The following is a 20,786-nucleotide window of genomic DNA, read 5'->3' on the forward strand; positions in this document are numbered from 1 at the left end:
TCCTCCATGCCTCGTTCCTTCCTTTTCGCGCTGCTGCTGGCTACTCCCCTGCCCCTGCTGGCGCAACAGCCGGTTTTACCTGCCCGCACACCGGCCACCCAGCCCAAGAGCAAGCCCCAAACGGAAAAGCCCGAAACAGTAGCCCCTGCCCCGCCTCTTACGCTGGCGGAGGCCATTCGCATCGGTGTTGAGAACAATTATAACATCCGCCTCTCGCGGCAGGATGCCGTTATTGCCGAAAACAACGTGACCCGCGGCAACGCCGGCCAGCTGCCGGTGGTGAATGGCAACTTTACCCGCACCTTCAACCGCAACAACGTGCGGCAGGAGTCCTCGAGTCGGCCTGAGCCCAGCATTGCCAACGGAGCCAAATCGAACCTGCTCAACGCCAACGTGGCCGCCACCTGGACGATTTTCGATGGTTTTGGGATGTTCATTGCCTACGACCGGCTGCAGGCCCTGGAGCAAAGCCAGCAGCAGCTGACGCGGGCCACCGTGGAGGAAACCGTAGCCAATATTACAGATGCCTACTTTGTGGTAGTGCGCGAATCGGGCAAGATAAAGTCGATTGAAGAGGCGCTGAAAATTGGTCAGGCGCGCATTGATTTAACCCAGGCCCGGGTAGATGTGGGCGTGGCGGCCAAGGTGGAGGTGCTGACCGCCCGCGTGGATTACAACGCCGACCGCTCCATCCTCATTCAGCAGCAGGAGGCCCTGCAAACGGCCAAAATCTCGCTCAACAACCTGCTGGGCCGCAACCCCAACCTCAACTTCCAGCCCCAGGATTCCATCGTAGTAACCCAAGATTTGAACCGGGATGCGGTGCTGGCCCAGATCCGGCAGAACAACCCCCGCCTGCAGCAGGCCCGCACCAACACCGAGGTGGCCACCTACGACCGAAAGCTGGTGCGCGCCTCCCGCTTTCCGCAAATCGGCCTGACCTCGGGCTACGGGCTGAACCGCAACATCAACGGGGCCGCTTTCTTCGGTAACCAGCTGGTTACCAACATCGGACGCACCTATGGGCTCAACTACGGCGTAGTGGCTTCGGTGCCCATCTTCGATGGGTTCAACCGCAACCGTCTGGAGCAGAACGCCCGTATTGCCGAGGAGCAAAGCCAGCTACAGCTCGACCAAACCCAGCTGCAACTGGATACCGAAGCTGAACAGGCCTGGGCCCAGTACCAGAACCGGCTGCAGCTGCTGGAGCTGGAGGAAGCCAATATCCTGCTTGCCCGCGAAAACGTAGCCATTGCATTGGAGCGCTACCGCCTGGGCCTGCTCACTCCGCTCGATTTACGGGTTGCTCAGCGTACCCAACTCGACGCGGAAGTACGTCTACTCGATATCCGTTATCAGGCTAAACAGGCCGAAATTGTGCTGCGCCGCCTCAGCAGTGGGCTGGTGCAGGGGGCAAATTAGGCCGCTGGCTTTCTGCCTTGTATGATGTCCGTTTTCACCATGAACTCCTCTTCCCCTTCCGACTTTTCCGATTTTCTGGACCTATCCTACCGCTCCGATCTGCGCATTCTCACCGTACGGTGGCTGCGGGCCGTGAGTCTGGAAGAGTTGCAGGCGGGCTTTGAGGCGGCTCGCCTGCAAGCCCGCGCCTACCAGGCCACGCACTGGCTGGTAGATGTACGCCGCCGCACGGAGCTGGATGCTGCCACCTCCGCCTGGGTAGCGCACACTCTGCTGCCCGCCGCCGCTACCGAACTGGCCCCGGCTGTATTACAGGTGGCGTACCTATTGTCGCCGGCCCGGGCCGATGTGCTGCAGCAGGATGCTCCAATGCGAGCCGTTACGGCCGCTGCACAGGCTCCCACTCAGCCCTACCGGCTCCGGACATTTCTGGATGAGGGCCCCGCCGTGCAATGGCTGCTACACCCCACCGACTAGCCTCTCAAAACTACCCTACCGGCATATTTCGCGCCCTGGACTGCATAAGGCTGGGGCGCGGGCGTTTGCGGCTTGGCGGCTTCCATTCAGCTAAAAAAAGCAGGCATTCGGAGAGAAAGCCAGCGGGTCGGGCGAAGGAAATAAAACGAAGGAAACTGCCCCGTTAGCTTTGTTTCAACAATACGCCCCAACACCTAACCGCCTGCTGCATATGTTTCCGCGCCTTCTCAAACTCAGCCTCGTTTTGCTCGCCTTGTCGCTTTGCCTGCCCGGCGCGGCTGCAGCCCGTGGTATTTTTGGCGGCCGCATATTGCCATCGGTAAAAGCCAAGCAGCGCGGCTACTTTCATACGCATCGCCCCAACTACCGCTTGTACCGCGCATATCGACACTACTAGCCTTATTCCTTTCCGGGTGCAGCGACTCTACGCGCTACGCCTGGGTAAGGAGTATGAAAGCCGCTGGCCCCGCGTGTTGCTCAAGGCAACATGCGGGGCCAGCGGCTTTTAACAGGCAATGCGCTACTCCGGCTTCAGGGTACGCAGTTGCTGCAGGGCTTCCAGGGTTTTTTTGCGCTTATCCCGCTCTTTCTCTTCCTCCCCCTTCGGCTCCTGGGTTGGAGAACTGAAGAACGCCAGAATATGCTGCTGCTGCGCGGCCGTCAGATGCTCAAACTTCTTATCGGCCAGCTTGCGCAGCCATTCGCCGTAGGTTTCATCAGTAAGGGAGTATTCGCCCAGTCTGGTCGGTTTGCCCGTGTCGAAATCAGCATTGGCCAACCGGGGAGATGTGGCCGTAGTATCGCGCGGCTCCTGTTCCAGCAAAGTGCAGTAGTTGCGCATCACCGTTCGGAAGCTGGCCTTAAATAGCTCCTGGGCCTCGGGCGTGGGCAGCTTGAAAGCAAACGGTTTAAGGGGACCAATTTTGGGCAGCACCCGCACGAAGTACGACAGCACCCGGGCACCAGTGCCGGGATGCTCGTAATCGGTGCCGTACCGCTTACGATACTCCCTCTCACTTTCCTTGTACACGTACTCACGGCGGCGGGCCCGGGGGCTTAACCGACGGATATCCTTCTTTTGGCTCTGCCAAGCCGCCCGGCTGGCAATGGGAATGAGGCTGCGCACCGCAAACCGGAACGAGCTGATGGCCAGATCCACATTGAACACCACCTGCCCCAGCTCCAGCCCGTAGGTTTTCAAGAAGGCCCGCTCCAGCACCGGTTTGCTCACCTGAAACCCAATGTAGCGTTGGTAGTCGGCCGTGCGGTAGCGGCCGGCGGCCACCTGCACCACATCGAAGGCAAACTCCAGCTGGGTGTGCTGAATGGGGGCTTCTTCGTAGGTAATGGTATTCCCGAATTTTGCCTTCAATTCAGGATACACGCTGGGCATGGCCCGGTTGGTGCCCTCGGGGTGGCCGTTGATATCGGCCGCATAGTGCGCCAGGGCCCCCAGGGCAAAGGCGTATTCGTTGCGGTTATGGGCCTCATTGAGCAGGTTGCGCACAAAATCGCCGGACCGGACGTAATGCGTGAGATTGGTGAACAGCACCGAGCCGAACGGATAGTAGCCCATGTCCTGCAGAATGGAGCCTCCGTAGGCGTAGCTTTTGGCCTCTTTGAGCTGCTCTTCGGTAGTACCGGGGTAGCGGGCCTGCAGCAGCGGCACCAGGCAGCGCTGCCAGCTGGAATCCACGTTGGCCTGGTGGGTAAGCACTGAGTAAGCCGAAGCCGGGCGAATAGTCAGCCCCAGCACCAGGGCCAGGGCAAGCAGCCATTTGTACATAAGGAGAAGGCCGGGCAGAAACTACAAGGTGGCCGCGGGCCCCTTGAGTACGGTGGCGCTACCGTGGTGGTTGTTGTGGCGGTGTAGGTACATGAATGTGACACAACCAGCGCCGTATTATCTTGCTCCATAACCTTCTTTCAATATACGTTATGGCCCTGATCCTAATAACAGCAGCAGGAATAGCTACGGCGTTTCTATTGAATTATCTGAGCAGGCGTGCTGAAACGCAACGGCGGCAGCTGTTTCAAGAGCGTGGCATAGCTACGCAAGCCCGGATTACTAGGGCTGAATGCTTCACAACAGGAGGCCGGACAATAGCCTACTTCTGCAACCTGACGCTGCAGTACTATGACGAGCAAAGCATTCTTCACACTGTTGATTTACGCGTGCCTGATTCACCGGATGCCTTCTTGTATCTGGTAGGGGATGAGTTGCCAATCTGGTATAATCCGCGTAATCCGACGGATGTAGAGTTAGTAGCATCTCCTCCGCAGAATGTAAGACAACGGTCATGGTTTAGTGGAGACTGAATTCAGAAACCTTCCAAATTTCTGTTCTGCTGCACTTTTCTTACCCTAACCTGATGGCTGAGCCGTACCTTTGCCTCTGTGAAGCAAGTGGTAGCCTTCTTTCTGGGAATTCTGATGCTCGTGAGCGGCCTAGTGCCGCAGAACGACCTGTCGGAGCTGGGGAAGCTGCCCGAGCTGGCGCAGCATTACCGTTACCACCGCGCGCTGGCGGCCGGCAACCTTTCGCCGCTGCAGTTTCTGGCGCTGCACTACGGCCCCCACGGCGTCGACCACCGCCGCCACCCCTACTCTCAGCGCGACGCCCAGGACCACCACAAACTCCCGCTGGAACAGCACCACCACGACTGCATGATGGTGAGCTTCGTGCTGCCCATTGGCCGGGTGCTGCTGCCTCCGCGCCCCCTGGCCTGGCCCGCCGCCGCCTACCGCGTGGCTCCCGGCCCGCTCTACGCCTTCAGCGTGAGCAACCCGCTGCTGCAGCCGCCCCGAGCGTAGCTACCCGAAGCCCCCGGCCGCAGTGCGTCCGGCCGCTTTCCGTAGTTTTTTCGCTCATTCCGCTGGCTTTCTGAGAAATTAGAAGGTAGCAGTTGAGGAGAAGGGAATTGAGTTGCCCGATGAGAATTTCATTAGTGCCGGCTTCTTTTCTCCTGGCTCCTCACTCCTAGCTCCTTTTCCCGGCGGCAACCCATTTTCCTATGCTTGCCCGCATTATCCGGGGCAGCATCCACAACAAGCTGTTCGTGGTGCTGCTGCTCCTGGCCTTGGTGGCGTGGGGTGGCTACTCGGCCACTACCCTCCCGCTGGATGCCATTCCCGACGTAACCAACAACCAGGTTCAGGTACTCACCCAAAGCCCCGCCCTGGCCGCCCAGGAGGTGGAACAGCTCCTGACGATTCCGCTGGAGCTCACGCTGCGCACCATTCCGGGCGTAACGGAGGTGCGCTCTGTGTCGCGCTTCGGCCTCTCGGTGATTACCGTAGTGTTCGAGGACGACGTGCCCACGCTGCAAACCCGCCAACTGGTGGCCGAGAAGCTGCGCACCGCCGAAGCCGACCTGGGAGCCGGCCTGGGCCGCCCCGAAATGGCCCCCATTACCACCGGCCTGGGCGAAATTTTTCAGTACAGCCTGGCCATCAAGCCCGGCTTCGAGCAAAAATACTCCCTGGCCCGCCTGCGCGAGCTGCAGGACTGGGTAGTGAAACGCCAGCTGGCCGGCGTACCCGGCGTGGTGGACGTGAGCAGCTTCGGCGGCTACGTGCGCCAGTACGAGGTGAGCGTGAATCCCGAGCGGCTCAACGCTGGCGGCGTAACCATGCCCGAGCTGTTTTCGGCCCTGGAGGCCAGCAACGCCAACACCGGCGGCAGCTACCTGGAACGGGGCCGCAACGCCTACTTCATCCGGGGCGAAGGCCGCGCTACCTCCCTGCAGGATGTGGGCAGTATCGTTATCAAACAGAACGGTGGCGCGCCTTTGCTGGTCCGCGACGTGGCCGACGTGCGCTTCGGCCACTCGGTGCGCTACGGGGCCATGACGCGCAACGGCCGCGGCGAAACCGTGGGCGGCATCGTGCTCATGCTGAAAGGCGCGTCGTCGGAGCAAACCATTAAGGGCGTGAAAGCCCGCGTGGCCGAAATCAACCAGGCACTACCTCAAGGTGTGTACGTGCAGCCGTTTCTGGACCGCACCAAGCTGGTGGACACGGCTATTCACACCGTGGCCAAAAACCTTATTGAGGGCGGCATTATTGTGATGGTGGTGCTGCTGGTGCTGCTGGGCAACTGGCGGGCCGGGCTAGTGGTAGCCTCCATGATTCCGCTGTGCATGCTGTTTGCCCTGGGCCTGATGCGCACCTTCGGCGTATCGGCCAACCTGATGAGCCTGGGCGCGCTGGATTTCGGGCTGATTGTGGACGGGGCGGTGATTATCGTGGAAGCCATGATTTTCCACCTCGTGCACTTCCGGGCCAAGGCCGAAAGCGAAACCATGGACCAGGTAGCCGAAACGGCCGCCACCCGCATGATGCGCTCTGCGCTGTTCGGGCAGCTCATTATCCTCATCGTGTACCTGCCCATTTTGGCCCTCACCGGCATTGAGGGCAAGATGTTTCGGCCCATGGCCCTTACGGTAAGCTTCGCCATTGTGGGCGCTATGCTCCTGTGCCTTACCTACGTGCCGGCCGTGTCGGCGTGGGCACTACGCAAGGATATCAAGGAGGAAGGCACCGTGGCCGACCGCATCATGAAATTTCTGTACCGCGGCTACGAGCCCATCATCCGGGGGGCGTTGCGCCTGCGCGGGGTGGTGGCCGGCGCGGCCGTGGGGCTGCTGGTACTGGCGGGCGTGGTGTTTGCCAGCATGGGCGGCGAGTTTATTCCGCAGTTGGACGAGGGCGACTTTGCCGTGAACGTGACGCTGGCCCCGGGCTCCTCGCTGGCCCAAAGCATTGCCACCACCACGCAGGTGCAGAAAATTCTGCTGAAGCAGTTTCCGGAAGTGGAGCAGGTGGTGGGCAAAATCGGCACCTCCGAAATTCCCACCGACCCCATGTCGTTCGAGGATTCTGACCAGATTGTGGTGCTCAAGCCCCATGCCGAGTGGACTTCGGCCCACTCGCGGGAAGAGCTGGCCAACAAGATGAGTGCCGCGCTGGCCGGCATTCCGGGCGTGAACCTGGAGTTCCAGCAACCCATTCAGATGCGCTTCAACGAGCTGATTTCGGGCGTGAAGTCGGATATCAGCATCAAGATTTACGGCGACGACCTGGGCCTGCTGTTCGAGAAGGCCAACGAAGCCGCCACCCTCATTCGGCCCCTGGCCGGCGTGGGCGACCTGAAGGTGGAGCAGATTGCCGCCCTGCCCCAACTGCGCGTGCGCTACAACCGCCAGAAGATGGCCCAGTACGGCTTGCGCGTGCAGGACCTGAACACGCTGCTGCGCGCCTCCTTCGCCGGTGATGTGGCCGGGCAGGTGTACGAAGGTGAGCGGCGCTTCGACCTAGTGGTACGTTTGGACAGCACCAACCGCCGCGGCCTGCAGGATTTGCGCCAACTGTACGTGGATGTGCCCGGCGGCCAGAAAGTGCCGCTGGAAGAAGTAGCCGATGTGGACTTCCGCAACGCCCCCACCCAGGTTTCCCGTGACGATGCCCGCCGCCGCATCAACATCGGGGTGAACGTGCGCAACCGCGACGTGGAGAGCCTGGTGCAGGAAATTCAGCAGAAGCTAAGCACCGGTTTGCAGCTGCCCGAGGGCTACACCCTGAAGTACGGCGGCCAGTTTGAGAATCTGCAGCAGGCCAAGGCCCGCCTGGCGGTAGCCGTGCCGGTGTCGCTTCTCCTGATTTTCGTGCTGCTCTACCTGTCTTTCCGTTCGGTGAAGCAGGCGGGGCTCATTTTCACGGGTATTCCGCTGGCGGCCATTGGCGGCATTCTGGCCCTGTGGCTGCGCGGGATGCCGTTCAGCATTTCGGCCGGCGTGGGCTTCATTGCCCTGTTTGGGGTAGCCGTACTCAACGGCATCGTACTGGTAGCCAGCATCAACGAGCTGGCGTTGGCTGGCATCGGCTCGGTGCGGGAGCGGGTGCTGAAAGCCACCCACGAGCGGTTCCGGCCGGTGCTGCTCACGGCGGCCGTGGCCTCCCTAGGCTTCCTGCCGATGGCCCTGAGCACCTCCGGCGGCGCCGAAGTGCAGAAGCCCCTAGCCACAGTCGTTATCGGCGGGCTGATTTCGGCTACCCTGCTCACGCTGGTGGTATTGCCGGTGCTCTACACCTTCTTCACCAAAGATGGTGAGCCCAGCCCTACCGAGCCCACGCCCGAGTTACTGGCCGAAATCAAGGAAAACCACGAGTTGTAGAATCTTCCCCCGGCCCCCGACCTCCCCCCCCGGACCCCTCTCCTCCGGGAGAGGGGGTGCGTTCTGGCTTGCAGCTTTCAGCTATAAGCCACAAGCTGCAAGCCGTAGGCCACAAGCTGACGTCGGGCTCCCCCTCTCCCCGAGGAGAGGGGGCCGGGGGGTGAGGTCCCGCCCTAAGCAATTTCACTCATATGAAATATCTCCTTTGCCTGCTCCTGCTGCCCTTATGGGCACAGGCCCAGACCACGCCACGCACCCTGCCGCCGCCCGCGGCGGCACCGGCTCCGGTGGTATTGCCCGGCAGCCTGCTTACCCTGAATCAGGCGCTGCAAACCGGCCTCAGCCAAAGCCTGCTGATACAAACCGGCAGTCTGGAGATTGAGCGGCAGCGCGCCCTGGCCCGCACCGGCTACGACGTGCCCCGCACCGTACTCGACTACCAGGTTGGGCAGATTTCCGGCCCCCTGCGCGACCAGAGCTTCAACGTGATTCAGCAAACGGCGCTGCCGGGCGTGTACGGGGCCCAGCGCCGGTTGCTGGAAGGCCAGGTGCTCACGGCCGAACAGCGGGTGCGTCAGCAGCGCCGGGAGCTGGCGTTCCGCATCCGCAGTGGCTACTACGAGCTGCTGCTGAGCTACCGCCGGGCCGCTTTGCTGCGCCGCCAGGATAGCCTCTACCAACGAGCCGCCCGGGCCGCCCGCATCCGCTACCAAACCGGCGAAACCAACCGCCTGGAGCAGGTTTCGGCCGAGGCGCGGCGGCTGGAGCTGCAGAACCGGCTGGCCACGGTGCGCACCGAGCAGCAGGTGCAGCAGCAGCAGCTGGCGGTACTACTCAACCAGCCCGGCCTTATCCTCATCGACACCACCACGGCCCCGGTGCTGGCCCTCACGCCGGCCGATACGGCCGGGCTATCTGCGGGCTCCAACCCCACCCTAGCCTTGCTGGAGCAGGAGGTGGAATTAAGCCGCCGCCAGACCCGGGTAGAACAGCTGCGCCGCCTGCCCGATGTGCGCCTGGGCTACTTTAACCAAACCATCAATAAGGAAGCCGGCTTCCACGTGGCCCAGGCCGGGGTGGCCGTGCCGCTGCTGGGCGGGGTGCAGAAGGGCCGGATTCAGGCCGCCCGCATTGGTGAGCAGGCCGCCGAAGCCCAGCTGCGCTACGCCACTACCCAACTGGGCGGGCAGCTGGCCGGCCTGCGCCGCCAGCTGCAGCGGGCCCGGGCCTCACTCACCTACTACGAGCAAACCGCCCTGCCCCAGGCCCGCCTGATTCTGGATACTGCCGAAAAAAGCTTCCGGGCCGGCGACATCGAGTACGTGGAGTACGTGGTGAACACCGAGCCAGCTTGGCAGATACGCGCCGCCTACCTCGACCAGGTAAGCCGCTACAACGAGCTGGCCCTGCAACTCCTGGCCCTCACCGGTGCCGATGCCCAATAACCGACTGCGGCTTTGTAGCAGCTGGCTGACTTCTTAGACTCAATTTCATGAAACCCACTTCCCTTTTATTGCTGGCAACGCTGCTGACCGCCTGCGGTCAGAATAACGCTCCGGAAAAACAAACGCCCGTAGCCGCCGCCCCTACCCGGCCCACTACCCCCGACGAGGTACGCATCAGCCCCGCCCAGGCCCGGGCCGCCGGGCTGGAGCTGGGGGGATTTAACTGGAAAAATCTGGCCGCCGATGTGCAGGCCAACGGCGTGGTAGACGTGCCGCCCCAGAACCGGGCCTCCGTATCGGCGGTAATGGGCGGCTACGTGCAGAGCGTGGCCGTATTGCCGGGCCAGCAGGTGCGGCGCGGGGCCGTACTGGCCGTGCTACGCCACCCCGATTACCTGAAGCTGCAGCAGGAATACCTGCAAAGCCGGTCCCGCGTCACGTTTCTGCAACAGGAGCTGAAACGCCAGCAAACTCTCGACGCCGAGGACGTGGGGGCCAAGCGCAAGCTGCAGCAGGCCCAGAGCGAGTACACCTCGGAACAAGCCAACCTGCAGGCTACCGCCGGGCAGCTCCGCATGCTGGGTATTTCCCTCAGCAACTTAAATCAGGGGCGGATTTCGCCCTCCGTTACGCTCATGGCTCCCATCAGCGGTAACGTGGCCATGGTGCGCATCAACCCCGGCCAGTACGTAAATCCCCAGGATGTGCTGGTGGAGCTGGTGGACCCCAGCCACATGCACCTGGAGCTGCAGGTATTTGAGCGCGACGTAAACCAAGTGCACAAAGGCCAGCAGGTGGTGTTCCGGCTACCCGGCCAGCGCCGCGGCTCCGATATGACGGCCAACGTGTACCTGGTGGGCAAGTCCTTCGACCCTGAAAAGCGCACAGTGAACGTGCATGCCCACCTGGAGCCAGAGCGCGACGACCTGATTCCGGGTCAGTATGTGGCCGCCGCCATCCAGACCGGTGCGGCCCGGCAACGGACGCTTCCCGAAGAAGCTATTATTCAGGCCGGAGAGTTTAGCTACATCTTCGTCCGGACGGCCCCCGACACATTCCGCCGCATCAAGGTAAAACCGGGAGCCACCGAAAACGGCGACGTAGCCCTGCGCCTGCTCGAACCCCTCCCCGACTCCACTCACTTGGTGCAGCGGGGCGCATACTTTCTGGACGCGGAGCTCAAAAAAGGTCAGGACGCGGAGGAATAGCAAAGTGTAGTTTTACGAACACTCTAGCACACAGAAAAGCCCTTGGCAATGGTTGCCAAGGGCTTTTCTATGCCGGTTGCACTGGGCATTCGGCCCAGCGGCTTAGCTATTTCTTTCCTATTTGCTGGCGCAGTTCCTGCACCTCACGCTCCAGGTCCAGCGTCCGGAACATCACCTTGGCCTCCAGGTCGGAGTAGGCCCGCTCCAGTTGCTCCTGCAGCTGCTTTTGCTCGGTTACATCGGTGTTGGTGCCGCACCAGCGTAGTACACGGCCTTCATCATCGCGCACGGGTACGGCCCGGCTCAGAAACCAACGGTATTCCCCGTCATAGCGGCGCAGCGGGAAGGTATCTTCCCACAGTTCGCCAGCCTCAATTGCCATCCGGAATTTCTCGCGCACGGCATCTACATAATCGGGATGATGCACTTTCTGCCAGCCCCAGCCCTGCATTTCCTCCAGCGTGGTGCCCGTAAAGCCGAACCACCGGTCGTTGTACCAGAAGATACTGCCGGTTTCATCGGCCATCCAGGCTAGCTGCGGAATGGCGTTGGCCAGGGTCGTAAAATCCTGCTCCCGCTTGCGCAGGGCCAGTTCCTGCATCTTCTGGTCGTGAATATCGGTGCAGGTGCCAAACCACTTTTCAATCTCCCCCGCCTCATTCCGCACGGGCAGGGCCTGGCCCAGAAACCAGCGGTACCCGCCTTCACGCGACTTAAACCGGTATTCAATTTCGTAAAAGTCGCCGGTAGCCAGGGAGTGGCCCCACACCCGGCGGGCCAGCTGCTGGTCGTCGGGGTGCAGGAGGTTGTTCCACATATCCGGTCCTACGCTGTCAGCCAGGGTGTAGCCGGTGTAATCAGTCCAGCGCTGGTTGAAATACGTGTGGAAGCCCGTCGGGTCCGTCGTCCAGACCAGCTGCGGAATCAACTCGGCCAGAAAGCTGAAATCCTCCCCGGAAACGCCCTGCTTGCTGCGTGCTTCCTCAATATCTACAGTCCCAATGATCCACTGCTGCACCTGCCCGCTGGCATCCAGCTGCGGGTAGCCGGTGGTACGAACCCAGCGGTACTGCCCGTCGTGCCGACGAATGCGCCACTCAATCTGGTACTGCTGGGCCGACTCATTCATACTTTCTACCTGCGCCATCACCCGCGCCCCGTCCTGCGGATGCACCAGCTCGGGCCACCCGGCATTCAGGCTGTCCAAGGACAAGCCCGTGAATTGCAGTAGTTGCGGACTGGCATATAAGGTGGTACCCACAGCATCCGTAACGCTCAGCAGCACGCTTTCACTGGCGGAGGAACGGCTGGTGGCGGAAGAGGTGAATTCCGGAGTTTCAGAGGTGGCAGCGGCCATATGAAAAACAAGTGATACGTGAATGAATAGCCTCTTACGGTTGCGTAAGGTGCATTTCCATCCCTGACTGAAAGTATAAGTTCAATTGGCTTTCGGCGCCATTACGGGAGCGGCGCAGACGAGTTACCAGCGCACGGGTTTTCTCCTGCCCCAGCATCAACTCCAGATATGGGCGGTTCAGCAACTCATCCCGCTGAATCTGCCACCGACCGGCATCCTGCCCGTGCGAGGCCTGCACTTCTACCCGGCCCGGCTGGAGTGCAAACAGCTCGGCGCAGGCCAGCATACTGGTAGGGTCGGTGTGGTTGAGTACTCGGTCGGCTACCCGCCAGTTTCCATTCAGGAACTCGTCGGGCAGTTGTTGCAGGTTCACGTCGAACAGTAATTCGGCCATAGATGCGGGCAAAGGTAACGGGCAACGAAAGCAAATAATGCGCCAGCTAGCAGACTTAACGGTATAACGGTCGGCCCCCGATTTCTGTTCATCCTTTTCTGCGCCTGCTTATATGAAGCAGTACCGGACGCAAACAAAAACGCCTTCCAAATAGTTTGGAAGGCGTTTTCAGTTCCTGTGCACCAGAGCTGCATCGCAGAGGAGGAGGGATTCGAACCCCCGGAGGTTTAACCCTCAACGGTTTTCAAGACCGCCGCAATCGACCACTCTGCCACTCCTCTGGATATAAGAAGGTTTCAAGTGCGTTGCCGCTCTGAGTGCCAAGAAAAAAGGCTTTTTCACGTACTGAAAAAGCCAGTTGCAGAGAGGGGGGGATTCGAACCCCCGATACCCTTGCAGGTATAACGGATTTCGAATCCGTCGCATTCGACCACTCTGCCACCTCTCTGTACAGGTTCCAAACGAGTGGTTTGGGATGGCAAAAGTAGAGACGATTCGGAAATGAACAAGCAGCCCGGCCAAATATTTCTTGAGCGGCAGGCTTAGCCACTCATTTTCAGGCACAAATTCTTCGCTCCTAGCTTATTGGGCCACCGCCTTGGTCAGTGCCGCCGGCCGCTTCAGCCGGCCCGTAACGGCATCAATGCTCACATTCACTTCAAAGCCCAGAATCAGCGTCATGCATACGAAATCCAGCCACACCATAAAGCCCACCAACGTGCCAATGGAGCCATAGAAGTGGTTATAGCTGTCGAAAATCTTGACGTAAAGAATAAAAAGGAAGGAAACCAGAAAAATCAGCAGCGTAGCCACTACCGCCCCGGCCGATATAAAGGGCCATTTGTCGTGCACGGGCGGCACGTAATAGTACACCAGGCAGGTAGTGAGCAGAAACAGGCCGGTAACGGACCCGTAACGCAGCAGGCTGGTCAGCTGCTCGGTCATGGATTCCGGCACGATTTCCTGATACACCAATACATCAATGATATAAGTGCCGAAGAAAATACCGATAACGGCGAACAATAGCACTGACGACAGCACTACCGTAAGCACGGTGGCAATTACTCGCTTGCGAAGGTAGGTGCGCTTCTTGAACGACGGATACTTCTTTTCAAAAGCATCGAGTAGGGCCATTATGCCATTGGAACTCAATACCAACGCAGTAGCAAAACCGAACGACAGCAGCCCCCCATGCGGAATATTCACGATATCCTCGATGGTGTCGGAAATGGCTACATACATTTCCTGCGGAATCAAATCGGCGAGAAACTGCAGGATGTCCAGATTCAGATTAGGAATACGGATGTACGGGATGAGCGTGAACAGAAAGATGATGGTGGGAAAGATGGCAATAGTCAGGTTAAAGGCCATGTAGGAGGCCCGCTTGGCAATACCATCCAGCTTGATTTCCTGCAGCAGCCGGTCCACCACATCGTACACCGATGCCTTGCCCCCCGCAAACCGCAGCTGCTTCAGGAACACAATGGCCCGACGCACACTACGGCGGCGGCGCACATCGGGCAAATGATACCGGCGAACGGGAATACGCATGCGGGAGGAGTTAGGAGCCAGGAGTTGTAGGAGCTGGGAGCCAAAAGTCAGGAGTTCATTCCGCGTACGGGATACTTACTTAACTCCTGCCTTTTGGCTCCCAACTCCTGTATCCTTATTTCAAAAACGCCGCCGGAGCCGGGGCATCGGATGGGGCTTTGGGCGGTGTGAGAGGACCGGCGGTTTCCTCGTCTGTGAAATAGGGGGCCAGTTTGGCGGCTATGTCTTTCGGCACCGGTACCGGCCGGCCGGTGGCCATGCTCACGAACACCATCAGCGTATGGCCTTCAGTAAGCAGTTCCTGCGCCTCGTTATAGATTTCGTACTCGAACAGAATGCGGGAGCCCTCAGTAGGCTGCTTCAACAGCAGACGTACCGTCAATAGGTCGTCGTAGCGGGCAGGGCGACGGAAGCGGGTGCGTATCTCCCCTACCGGCATGCCCACGCCGTCGGCCTCCAGGGCTTTATAGCTGATGCCCAGGTGGCGAAACGCCTCGGTACGGCACACTTCAAAATATGCCGCGTAGTTGCCGTGGTACACGTAGCCCATCTGGTCGGTTTCGGCGTACCGCACGCGGATCTGGGTGTCGGAAGAGTACATTGGGTTGAGTTGTCAGTTGCTCATTATCAGTTATTAGTTCTCAGGTGCCGGTTGCCAGTTGATTGTTGCTGAAATCTAACAGAACAGCCTAACAACCGACAACGAACAACTGACAACTTACTTCATGATACCGGCGCGGCTCAGGGCGGCCTGATAGCGGCGGGCATTCACCAGATGCTCCTGCTCGTTGCGGGCAAAGGCGTGGTAGCCGCTGAAATCCTCTTTGGCGCAGAAGTACAGATAGTCGTGGCTTTCGGGGTTAAGCACAGCATCAATGCTGGCAATACTAGGCAGATTGATGGGGCCGGGCGGCAGGCCCGCGTACTTATACGTATTGTAAGGTGAATCCTTGGCCAGATGCACGTTGAGCACCCGCTTGATGGTGAAGTCGTGGTTGGCGTACACCACGGTGGGGTCGGCCTGGAGCTTCATGCCGCGCTTGAGGCGGTTAAGGTACACGCCCGCCACGCGGGGCCGCTCGTCGGCGTGCTGCTGCTGCTCGGCTTCCACAATGCTGGCCAGCGTACTTACCTCGGCCCGCGAGAGGCCCAGGGCTTTGCGCTTGGCGTCGCGGGCGGGCGTCCAGAACTTCTCGTACTCCTTCTGCATCCGCTGCATTACGTTTTCGGCGGAGGCATTCCAGGGCAGCTCGTACGTGTTCGGGATGAACATGGTGAGGATGCTGGTGGTATCGAAGCCCAGGCTCTTGGTATAAGTAGGCGAGCTGAGCAGGCTGTCGAACTGACCGGGGCGCGCATCAATGGTAGTGGCTAGCTTGCGGGCCAGATCCTCACGCAGCCGGATGTTCTGGAACGTGAGGCGCAGGGGAAGGCGGTGGCTGCCGGTGCGCAGGTCGTTGATGAGCTGGCGGTTGGTGTAGCCATCCTTCAGCTCGTAGCGGCCGGGCTTCACCAGCTTCTCGTACTTCATCAGCTTGGCCACGAACCGCAGGCTGAGCTTATCCACAATAACGCCGGTGGCATCAATGGAATCCAGCACTGCTTTGGCCGACTCGCCGCGCCGTACCACTATGTAGGTAGGGCGGCCTTTGGTTTCGACGTTTGGTGTGAAGAAAACCTGATAGAAGTAGTAGGAAAACGTAATCAGCAGCAGCCCAAAAATGCCCACCGTGTAGGCAAAGCGGTTGCGGCGACGGGTGGCATTGGCCTTGTAATCGATGCGGGTTTTAGCCATGAGGCGGGAAGTGGTAACAAAACGGTAACATTGCCAACGCATGCCGGCGTGGTTGGGGCCAACATTTGCGGGTAGCTTTGCAGCTCAAAAGTACGCGGATTCTGTGGCTGTGCCACTGCACCAACCTTTTCCTTCGGGCTGCGTCTTTATTCACCTTTCATCATCTCACTTTTCCTTCCATGAAACAATCTTACTCTTGCTGGTGGCAACGCATGGCGCTGCTGGCGGCGCTGGGCGGCCTTGGCACTGCCGCGCAGGCCCAGACGCCGGTACCATTTTCCGGCACCGCATACACCCAGAATTTCGACGGCTTCACCACTACCGGCACTACGTACCCGGCAGGCTGGTCGGCCATTCGTTTTGCAGGCACTAGCACCCCACTGGGCGCTACTCTTACCCCACAAATACAAATCGAGACATCCAACGCAGGGGCAGCATATAACGCTGGTCCGCTTGCGGGTACGACCGGTGATTCTGACCGGGCATTAGGCAGCCTTTCCTCGGCGGGCACTATTCCAGCTTTTGGGGCAGCTTTCACCAATACTAGCGGTGCCGCCATTGCCCAACTCACTATTGCAGGCCGGGCCGAACAATGGCGTACGGGTGAATTGGCCACGGTAAATGAGTCGCTGGTTTTTGAATATAGCACGGACGCTACCAGTCTGAGCACTGGTACTTGGACGGCCGTATCAGCACTTGATATTAGGGAACTGGCTACTACTGCTACCGCAGCAGCCACGCTGAATGGAAACGCCGCCGCTAACTCGGCCGCTATTACGGCTACTTTCCCTGTTAGCTGGGCCAACAACTCCACCATCTGGATTCGGTGGAAAGATACCAACGATGGAGGTGCCGATGCGCTGCTGGCTTTGGATGATTTCACGCTGTCCGTTGCAACGGCCCCGGCTGCGCCCACTGTGTCCTTCGGTTCCGCCACCGCTACGGTAGCTGAAAACGCTGGCACCGTGCAGATTCCAGTGACGCTGAGCGCCGCCAGCACGCAGGCTGTTACTGTACAGGTAGCCGTGGGCACGCCGGCCGGCACGGCCACCTCCCCTTCTGACTACACCTTCACCACCCAGACGCTGACGTTCCCGGCGGGTACCACCACGCAGAACGCCACCATCACCATTGTGGATGATGCCGTGTTTGAGCCCACCGAAACAGTTATCCTGAGCCTGCAGAACGTGCAGCCCAGCGGTGCCGCCACCATTGGGGCCGGTACTTACACGCTCACTATCACCGATAACGACGTAGCCCCCGTTACGCCCATTGCCACGCTCACGACCAATGACGCGGCCGGGGTACCGCTGCAGAACGGCCAGACGGTATCAGCCCGAGGTACTGTATATGGCACCAACCTGCGCACGGCCGGCTACCAGATTACCCTCATCGACAACACCGGTGGTGTGGGTCTGTTTGCCTCGGCTAACATCGGCACCAACACGCTGGTAGAAGGCGACTCGGTGGAAGTAACCGGTACGCTGGGCCAGTTTAACGGCCTCACCCAGATCAACCTCACTGGCATCACGCCCAAAGGCCGCGCCCGTCGCACCTACACGCCTCGCGTCGTTACCACAGCCCTCACAGAAGCCGAAGAATCGGAGCTGATCCGCATTCCGGGTCCGCTGACGTCGGTTGACCCGGCTCAGTGGACGACGACCTCCACGGCTTCCGGCTACAATGTGGACGTAACCGGTCCGGGTGGCGTAGCCTACCAGCTGCGTATCTATAGAGGTACCACGCTGTACAACACGCCGGCTCCGGCGGGTCCGTTCTCGGTTACCGGCATCGGCAGCCAGTTCGACAGCTCTTCGCCGTACACGGAAGGCTACCAGATTGCTCCCCGCAGCCTGGCCGATATAACGTTGAAGCAGCGTGAGCCGGCATTTGCCAAGGCCGTAGTGTTGTATCCGAACCCTGCCGCCAACCGCCTCACGGTAGTAGTAGGCAGCCTGGGCCGCGGTGCTTCCGTTGAAATCTTCAATGCTCTAGGCCAGCGTGTAAAAACTACCACCGTAGCGCAGGAAGAAGCTGCCATTGATGTAAATACGCTGAAAGCAGGTGTATATTCTGTGCGCCTGACCACCAAGGATGGCAGCGTAACCCGCTCCTTCGTGAAGCAATAAGCGGATTCGCATTTGGCTTCCTAAGAAAGCTCCGGCCATACGGTCGGAGCTTTTTTTTATACCCTTCTCACTGATAAGTTGCCAGCGCAGGCAACCCCAGGCAGCTTTTTCCCGAAAAGAGTAGCTCCGTATAGCCGCAGCTTGTACCTTGACCGCCCCCCGACGCCCGCCGGTGCCGGGGCCGAATGCTCACTCAACCTTCGCTTTCCGCTATGGCCGCCACTCTGCTCCGCATTCATCCCAATAATCCGCCCCAAAACCGCATTCAGCAAGCCGTTGACGTGCTGCGCAAAGGAGGCGTCATCATCTATCCTACTGATACCATTTACGGGCTGGGCTGCGACATTCACAATGCCAAGGCGGTGGAAAAGCTGTGCCGCATCAAAGGCGTACACCCCGAAAAGGCGAACCTGTCCTTTATCTGCTCCGACCTCTCGCACATTACGGATTATGCAAACGGCATTACCACGCCGGTGTATAAAGTGCTGAAAAAGGCGCTGCCGGGTCCGTTCACATTCATTTTTGAAGCCAGCACCAAAGCGCCCCGCTACGGCGGCGTGAAGCGCAAAACGGTAGGCATCCGGGTGCCCGATAACCAGATCTGCATTCAGCTGGTGCAGGGCCTGGGCAACCCCATCGTCACCACCTCTATCCGCGACGACGACGAAATTCTGGAGTACAGCACCGACCCGGACCTGATTTTCGAGAAATACCGCCCGCTGGTAGACCTGGTAATTGATGGTGGCTTTGGCAACAACACCGCCAGTACCGTCGTCGACTGCACGAATGAGGACTTTGATATCATTCGCCAGGGTGCCGGCGACATCGAGCAGTATCTGTAAGCAACGGTGAAAGGGTGAGCGGTGAAGTTTTGAAAGGACTGAATATCCTTTCAAAACTTCACCGCTTATGCTTCCAGCGGCGGTGGCTCCAGAGGTAGTCAGAAGGACTGGCCTGAATATCCCGCTCCAACTGGCGGGCAAAGGCTTCTGTGAGCTGGTGCTCGACGGGCGGCAGGATGGTCTGGCCGTCGTGTAGTTCGGTGAAGGTAATGGCGTAGTGTCCCCGCCGCACTCGCCGGATGCCCACGTACACAGCCGCGCACTGTAGCTGCGCCGCCAGCTTATCGGCTCCAGTGTAGAAAGGCGTATCCTGATGCAGGAAGTCAGTCCAGTACGGATGGTCTTCGGGGCCAGCAGCCTGGTCGGAGAGCAGGCTGAGCGTACGGCCCTGGCCCCGGTGCGCCACTAAGTCGCGCAGGGTACTGAGCATGGGCACGAGGTGCGCCCCCAGTCGGCTGCGTAGCCGAAGCATAAACTGCTCGAAAAACGGATTCATCAGCGGCTTGTACACCCCGCCGGCTTTGCCCGGGTATTCCAGCGCCGCCGCCGACAAAATCCACTCCCAGTTGCCGGCGTGCGAGCCCAGCGTCAGCACCTGCTTGCCTTCCGGAAAAAACCGGCCCAGCACCGCCGGGTTCGTAAACGTCACACGCCGCCGCAACTCGGTGGCGGAAATCGTCCGCAGCTTCAGAATTTCGACAATTACCTGCGCGAAGTGCCAATAGAAGCCCTTGGCCAACTGCCGGATTTCGGCATCCGTTTTTTCGGGGAAGGAGTTGCGCATGTTCTCCAGCACTACCCGCTCTCGGTAACGGATACCGTAAGCCATCAGCCCATACAGGCCGCGCGCCACAGCGTACAACACCGGCAGCGGCAGCAAGGAAAAGCCAATCAACAGCCACTCCAGCGGCTTATAGTACCAGGCATAGTTCAGGCTTCTGCTCATCGGGGCATTACGGCCCCGGCCGGGGCGTATTCATCGGGGTTGCGGTGTACGGTGGCGGTTTGCGTGGCAAGCAGCTGGTTTTTAGCAGTGCGGGTTTCAACCGTCAAAGTATAGGCTCCGGCGGGCACTTTCGCTAAGTCCAACTCCCCGGTCAGTATTGTGGGCCGCCCTTCGGCTCCCTGCACGGTAGCCTGTCCGGTGGCTGCATCCTTGGCCTCTTTGGCCGCCCGGAGCCGGTAGCGCACGGTATAGGCCTGCCCCGGCGCGGCGTTGTACAGCTCTGAGTAGAAGAACAGCTTATCCTGTCCCCGGGCGTACAAGCCGCCCGCCGCCCGCGTCAGACTCAGGCCCTGCCGCATGAAGTTATTGGCCTCCACCGAGGAGCGGCTGGCTGGTTTCAGCAGCAGTACCACGTCACTGAGCGCAGGTTTTGGTGTATTGGCCTCCACTACCAGCGGCTGCTCCACAATATCGGTGAAGCCGGCGCGGTTCTGATCTTTCATCTGGCCACGCAGGGTATAGCGGCCTTCCGGTAAAATCAGGCGCTTTTGAAAGCTGATGGGGTTTTTGATGGCCGCCGTAGTGTCACGTAGCACCGGCGGCCGCAGCATTACGGTTTCCTGATACGCGGCTGATCCATCGGGCCGAATAACTTCCAGGGTTACAGCAGCGCCGGCCTGATACATCTTGGGTCCGCGCTTCAGATAGGTCAGGTGTTTACCAGCCACGGTGGCATATACCTCCACGACCCCGCCTTTGATGGCTACATCATCGTTGCGGAAACGGACGGCATCCAGCTGCAGCTGATGCGTTTGGGCCTGCGCGGTACCTAGGCAAAGCACAAAAACAACGGGCAGAAGTCGGGCAGACAGCAACATAGTGTCAGATTGGCGGTAAAACGAAACCGAATGGCAGTGGATAGTTTTCAGCCGCAGCTCTGCAAAAGTGGGGCTTTTAGTTGATTCCGGGTTTAACACCTCCCGCCCTCTGCGCGTTACATGTCGGATATCCTACTTTGAAAATTCGGTCAACCATTTTTGGAAC

The 20,786-nt window shown here is 59.8% G+C and carries 18 protein-coding genes and 2 tRNA genes; 10 read left to right on the forward strand and 10 right to left on the reverse strand.

What is annotated here, in order from left to right; translation table 11 throughout:
• The first annotated feature begins 6 nt into the window (after window positions 1–6).
• From EI291_RS11205 to EI291_RS22625, 3 genes are all read left to right on the forward strand, one after another.
• Window positions 7–1,422, forward strand: coding sequence for a TolC family protein (locus EI291_RS11205; protein ID WP_125419920.1), 1,416 nt, complete (start codon window positions 7–9; stop codon window positions 1,420–1,422).
• A 21-nt stretch (window positions 1,423–1,443) separates the two neighbouring features.
• Window positions 1,444–1,899 (forward strand): hypothetical protein, encoded by a 456-nt coding sequence (locus EI291_RS11210; protein WP_125419921.1) that lies wholly within the window; start codon window positions 1,444–1,446, stop codon window positions 1,897–1,899.
• Between the two features lie 211 nt (window positions 1,900–2,110).
• Complete coding sequence (locus EI291_RS22625; protein WP_148103402.1) at window positions 2,111–2,296, forward strand: hypothetical protein; 186 nt, start codon at window positions 2,111–2,113, stop codon at window positions 2,294–2,296.
• A 123-nt stretch (window positions 2,297–2,419) separates the two neighbouring features.
• On the opposite strand, the gene EI291_RS11220 is transcribed toward EI291_RS22625, so the two are convergent.
• Window positions 2,420–3,685, reverse strand: a complete 1,266-nt coding sequence (locus EI291_RS11220) for a zinc dependent phospholipase C family protein (RefSeq protein WP_125419923.1) — start codon at window positions 3,683–3,685, stop codon at window positions 2,420–2,422.
• Window positions 3,686–3,837: 152 nt separating this feature from the next.
• Between EI291_RS11220 and EI291_RS11225 the strand changes: the two genes are divergently transcribed.
• The 5 genes from EI291_RS11225 (at window position 3,838) to EI291_RS11245 (ending at window position 10,728) form a co-directional block, all read left to right on the forward strand.
• Complete coding sequence (locus EI291_RS11225) at window positions 3,838–4,218, forward strand: DUF3592 domain-containing protein (RefSeq protein WP_125419924.1); 381 nt, start codon at window positions 3,838–3,840, stop codon at window positions 4,216–4,218.
• Between the two features lie 78 nt (window positions 4,219–4,296).
• Window positions 4,297–4,713, forward strand: a complete 417-nt coding sequence (locus EI291_RS11230; RefSeq protein ID WP_125419925.1) for a hypothetical protein — start codon at window positions 4,297–4,299, stop codon at window positions 4,711–4,713.
• Window positions 4,714–4,913: 200 nt separating this feature from the next.
• Window positions 4,914–8,075, forward strand: coding sequence for an efflux RND transporter permease subunit (locus EI291_RS11235; RefSeq protein ID WP_125419926.1), 3,162 nt, complete (start codon window positions 4,914–4,916; stop codon window positions 8,073–8,075).
• A 191-nt stretch (window positions 8,076–8,266) separates the two neighbouring features.
• Window positions 8,267–9,520: a TolC family protein gene (locus tag EI291_RS11240; protein ID WP_125419927.1), complete on the forward strand. Its 1,254-nt coding sequence runs from the start codon at window positions 8,267–8,269 to the stop codon at window positions 9,518–9,520.
• Window positions 9,521–9,567: 47 nt separating this feature from the next.
• Window positions 9,568–10,728 (forward strand): efflux RND transporter periplasmic adaptor subunit, encoded by a 1,161-nt coding sequence (locus EI291_RS11245; protein ID WP_125419928.1) that lies wholly within the window; start codon window positions 9,568–9,570, stop codon window positions 10,726–10,728.
• 106 nt (window positions 10,729–10,834) lie between these two features.
• On the opposite strand, the gene EI291_RS11250 is transcribed toward EI291_RS11245, so the two are convergent.
• From EI291_RS11250 to mltG, 7 genes are all read right to left on the reverse strand, one after another.
• Entirely contained in the window at window positions 10,835–12,085 is a 1,251-nt protein-coding gene (locus EI291_RS11250; RefSeq protein ID WP_125419929.1) for a PAS domain-containing protein, read from the reverse strand.
• A gap of 34 nt (window positions 12,086–12,119) precedes the next feature.
• Window positions 12,120–12,479: a hypothetical protein gene (locus EI291_RS11255; RefSeq protein WP_125419930.1), complete on the reverse strand. Its 360-nt coding sequence runs from the start codon at window positions 12,477–12,479 to the stop codon at window positions 12,120–12,122.
• Between the two features lie 196 nt (window positions 12,480–12,675).
• Window positions 12,676–12,760 (reverse strand) — tRNA-Ser (locus EI291_RS11260).
• 80 nt (window positions 12,761–12,840) lie between these two features.
• Window positions 12,841–12,927: transfer RNA gene (locus EI291_RS11265), tRNA-Ser, on the reverse strand.
• A gap of 134 nt (window positions 12,928–13,061) precedes the next feature.
• Window positions 13,062–14,030: a YihY/virulence factor BrkB family protein gene (locus EI291_RS11270; protein ID WP_125419931.1), complete on the reverse strand. Its 969-nt coding sequence runs from the start codon at window positions 14,028–14,030 to the stop codon at window positions 13,062–13,064.
• A 115-nt stretch (window positions 14,031–14,145) separates the two neighbouring features.
• Window positions 14,146–14,631: an acyl-CoA thioesterase gene (locus EI291_RS11275; protein ID WP_125419932.1), complete on the reverse strand. Its 486-nt coding sequence runs from the start codon at window positions 14,629–14,631 to the stop codon at window positions 14,146–14,148.
• Window positions 14,632–14,748: 117 nt separating this feature from the next.
• Window positions 14,749–15,825: an endolytic transglycosylase MltG gene (mltG, locus tag EI291_RS11280; protein WP_125419933.1), complete on the reverse strand. Its 1,077-nt coding sequence runs from the start codon at window positions 15,823–15,825 to the stop codon at window positions 14,749–14,751.
• Between the two features lie 179 nt (window positions 15,826–16,004).
• Here mltG and EI291_RS11285 point away from each other — a divergent pair, with 179 nt between their 5' ends.
• Window positions 16,005–17,954: a Calx-beta domain-containing protein gene (locus EI291_RS11285; protein WP_125419934.1), complete on the forward strand. Its 1,950-nt coding sequence runs from the start codon at window positions 16,005–16,007 to the stop codon at window positions 17,952–17,954.
• Between the two features lie 212 nt (window positions 17,955–18,166).
• A complete protein-coding gene (locus EI291_RS11290; RefSeq protein ID WP_125419935.1) occupies window positions 18,167–18,796 on the forward strand; it encodes an L-threonylcarbamoyladenylate synthase in 630 nt (209 codons plus the stop codon).
• Between the two features lie 58 nt (window positions 18,797–18,854).
• Here EI291_RS11290 and EI291_RS11295 read toward each other — a convergent pair whose 3' ends face one another.
• Both EI291_RS11295 and EI291_RS11300 read right to left on the reverse strand, forming a co-directional pair.
• Window positions 18,855–19,742, reverse strand: coding sequence for a lysophospholipid acyltransferase family protein (locus EI291_RS11295; RefSeq protein WP_240635514.1), 888 nt, complete (start codon window positions 19,740–19,742; stop codon window positions 18,855–18,857).
• Window positions 19,739–20,620 (reverse strand): hypothetical protein, encoded by an 882-nt coding sequence (locus tag EI291_RS11300; protein WP_125419936.1) that lies wholly within the window; start codon window positions 20,618–20,620, stop codon window positions 19,739–19,741. Before EI291_RS11300 ends, EI291_RS11295 begins: the two co-directional genes overlap by 4 nt.
• Window positions 20,621–20,786 lie beyond the last annotated feature (166 nt).

The sequence above is a fragment of the Hymenobacter rigui genome, from assembly GCF_003944715.1.
GTDB classification, from domain to species: Bacteria; Bacteroidota; Bacteroidia; order Cytophagales; family Hymenobacteraceae; genus Hymenobacter; species Hymenobacter rigui.